The sequence below is a fragment of the Bittarella massiliensis (ex Durand et al. 2017) genome (genome assembly GCF_017566145.1).
GTDB classification, from domain to species: domain Bacteria; phylum Bacillota; class Clostridia; order Oscillospirales; family Ruminococcaceae; genus Bittarella; species Bittarella massiliensis_A.
In genome coordinates this window covers 1-339 of the sequence record NZ_JABFCL010000053.1, presented here as the reverse complement: position 1 = coordinate 339, position 339 = coordinate 1, and the positions used below count along the sequence as shown (strand labels likewise).

General features: G+C 37.2%; 1 protein-coding gene. It reads right to left on the bottom strand.

The window, feature by feature from the left end; all coding sequences use genetic code 11:
* Positions 1-75: 75 nt before the first annotated feature.
* The coding region (locus HJY11_RS13420; RefSeq protein ID WP_208076446.1) for a hypothetical protein at positions 76-339 on the bottom strand (264 nt) is incomplete at its 5' end.

Below are 339 nucleotides of genomic sequence, written 5' to 3'. Positions count from 1 at the left end.
GACATTAAAAGAGGAAACACCTTTCCCGTTTTCATAAAATCGTTTGTCTTTTCCATCTCATCTCTCCTTACTCTTTCACGTCCCAAGAACAGAAAAAAGATCATATGCCTGTTTAATGCTGAAACAGGAAAACCATATGATCTTCATTTCACATTTATTTTTACTTGGATATGGTAGCACATTTTGTTCGCTGTTGTCAAACAGATTTTGAGAGACGCCCGTCATTATACGCCCGGAACTGTTCGCCTTCTTGTATCTATTTTCTTTACATTGCTTCTTCTCATTGCAGAAATCCGGAATAGTATTGCCGATAAAACTAATGCTAAAATCTGGACAGCA